General features: G+C 58.8%; 2 protein-coding genes. Both read right to left on the reverse strand.

The genetic code is table 11. The features are described from left to right. Positions 1-113 precede the first annotated feature (113 nt). Positions 114-1,907, reverse strand: a complete 1,794-nt coding sequence (locus AC066S_RS38590; RefSeq protein WP_235884961.1) for a glycosyltransferase — start codon at positions 1,905-1,907, stop codon at positions 114-116. 5 nt (positions 1,908-1,912) lie between these two features. Continuing rightward, on the reverse strand, positions 1,913-3,217 hold a 1,305-nt coding region (locus AC066S_RS38595), incomplete at its 5' end, for an HlyD family secretion protein (RefSeq protein WP_478271901.1).

A 3,217-nucleotide genomic window follows, 5' to 3' on the forward strand; every position in this document is an offset into this window, starting at 1 on the left:
GCGCATCAAGCGCGACACCATTGCAAATCGTCGCTTGCAGCATCGTCTGCAGGCCGCTTAAACTCTAACCCCTGATGAGCCAGAGCCTCCCTTCGCAGAACGCCTGATCAGTCTCAAATCATCTGACAACGGACAATCGTCAAATTGCCTGTCGCCCCGACCGAAAGGCCGAATGGCCCGCTAATGCGAGCGCCTTCCGGTCCGAGATTCACGAGCCAACCACGGTGCCGATCGCCTCCAATCGTTAACGTGATCGGTTCAAGCACCTGGCGCTGCGGTCGGTTATATCGGGGTCGTTCGATGCACGCCGCGATCGCCACCAGCAAGACTAGGAGGTTGTAGACCGTCCAAAACAGAACGATGGCGACGCCGTCGCCCGCTGTCGACGAGGTGTTGAAGACAAAATCGGCATTCAGCGGAACGATGAGGCCACCAAGGGTCAATCCAAACAAGATCAAAAACGGTCGCATCAATGACCATTGGACGACGACCCTCGTTCTGTCGCCGCCCTTGGCTGTCACCGAAAATCTGTGCGGTCCTCGCGTCAAGAGGCCGAGCGCAGCGGCCCGACAAATCGGCCAAGCGGCAATCAGCTGCGACGTATCGTTGACGATGGGGATAAAGAGCCCCTTCGAGAGCCAGTTCAAGGCCACCAGGACCATCACATAATACGGGACGTAGTATCTGGTGATATCGACGAGCGAAGCATTCATGATCGTAATGCCGAGCCACCAGTACAGGAGCGGAAAGATCAGACTCGCCAAGCGGAAAGGAAAGGTGGTTAACCAATAAAGCACGGAATCGACGACGCTGATCCGGTGCATCAAACCCAGGCGATGGGAACCGAATGGATTGTAGCAATTGCGCGCAATTTGCATGAGGCCGAGGCACCAGCGGCCGCGCTGGACGATGTATTCCTTGAGGCCCTCTGGAGCCAAACCCTCGGTCAGCGGCTCGTTTAGATAGACGGTTTGCCATCCGTTTTCGGCGAGCTTGAGCGTGAGCAGGAAGTCCTCGGTCACGCTTTGCGTCGGAAGCAGGCCGATCTGTTGGATTGCTCGGACCCTCATCACGGATGAGGTGCCGCAACAGATCGCGATTCCCCAAGCGTCCCTTGCCGGTTCCACATTATCAAAGAAGTGTCGTTGCTCGTCCGGATACCCGGCGCTGATGCCGAGGTTGTGCTGGATAGGGTCCGGATTGAAGAAATGTTGTGGCGTTTGAACCAGACCGACGCTTTGATCGTGAAACAGTGCTACTGTGCGGTCGATGAAATCGAAATGCGGAACGAAATCGGCATCCAGGATAGCAATAAAATCTGGTCGATCGGGATCCCGGGCACGCTTGACGAGCGCGTGGTTGATGTTTCCCGCCTTGGCATGCGCGTTATCGGAACGCACGATATATCCGACGGAGTGCCGTTCACAGGCTTGTCGGAGCCAATCCCTGCGGCCGTCGTCAAGCACAAAGGCACGAAGCTTCGGAAATCGTAGGGCTTTGACGCAAACGATCGTCCGCTCGAGGATCTCGAGCGGCTCATTGTAGGTCGTGATGAAGATGTCGACGCCTGGCGCTTCTCCAGGCAGCCACCATCCGGCGTGCTGGTCAGCTTCCGCGGTACGTTCCTTCACGCGCGAAAGGATCATGAATGCGATGGACGAGGACAGAACCGTCCCCGTCTCCAGCGTGGCGAAGCCCCAACTGACCAATGCGTCCGCAGTCCAGTCAAGTGGCACCAGTGTCTCGGTGAACCGCCATACCACGTAGCGCCAAGAGAGAATTGCCGCCAGGCCGAGCAGAAGGGCGCGCCAGTACCATCGGCTCGGGTCAAGCAGTGGGAGGACGGTCAGGCGAAGTCCGATGATGATGGCAGCTCCCCCCAGGGCGGCGAGCAGAGGCGACAGCATTAACATTAGAAGCCATAACGCGTGAGAAAACGACGGAATTGGGCGATCGGGCCGCTCGAAAACACAACACGTCCAGTGCGACCGACGGCACAACCAAGATCCGGCTGCTGTGCGAGGCCCGGCACCGTTACCGTTACGTCAAAGCGTTGCAGATGCTGCGGACTCGGACCCACTGCAAGGTTTGCGTAAAGCGGCGACGCGCCGGATCCGCCGAGCCGGGTGACGGTTCCGTCGAAAATTCGTTCGTCGCCAAACAGCCGAAACTGAACCGTCGCGCCGACGGAGAGGCTGTCATAAAGCGATTCGGATACGCCCGCGGTCACCGCGAGGCTATTGCAGTCGACGAGCTTGACCAGGTCTTGCCCACGCCGTGCGTACGCGCCATCATCCACCAGGATGTCCCAGACGAGGCCCGGGACGCGTGCATTAAGCGTCGCGGACGTCAGGCGATTGACGCGCAAACGCTCGGCATCGATTTGCCGATCGAATTGAGCGATGCGCCCTTTAATCTGCTGCTCGTCGACATTCAGTTCCGCCAGGCGCTGATCGAGTTCCCGAATGCGCTGCGTCGAGAAGGGGGCATCGTTATATGACTCGCCGATGAAGACTCCGGTGCGGGCTGAGGTGAGTTCCGTCTCGAAATAGTTGACGCGCTGTTGCGCACTCTCCACGTCTTGCTGTGCGACATCGAACTTCGCGCGCGCCCGGTCCAGGCTGGCAGCCGTCTGAACGCCGCGATTGTTCAACTCATTGGCACGTTTGAATTCCGAATCTGCCTCGCGCAGGCGCGCGGCTGCCGCATCCTGCGTCGCCCTCGTCTCGGCGATCCGCGCCTCGATCTGCCGAATTCTACCGCGCTGGTAGTCGGTTGACTGCGCATCAAATCCGGCTCTCGATTGCGATAGCACGTCACGCTGACCGGCGATGCGTTTGAGTTCGATGCGTTGATTGTCCCGATCGCGCTCAAGCTCAAGAAGCCGAGCGGTGTCGAAGCGCTCGTCGGCCACTTCAGCCGCGAGTTCCCCCGCGTTAATGCGCCCCCCAATGCTCTTGACGGCAAGCGTGACCCGGCCTTCGATCGGCGCACGCACGACGTAAAGTCGAGCATTTACTGTGGCATCCGCCGAAGTTCCAGCGAAGTGCTCGCCGATGATGACGTACAATCCGCCGGCGAGAAGAACCAGTCGGTTGTGAAGAACACGCAAGCCGTTGAGAGAGAATCGATTTTTGGCGAACAGACATGGTTCTGTTCGCAGGATTTCGGCGGGTGAGCCCGCAGTTTCTTGCAAATTGCTCTTGGGCGATCGCTG

The sequence above is a fragment of the Bradyrhizobium sp. CFUWI genome (genome assembly GCF_056429085.1).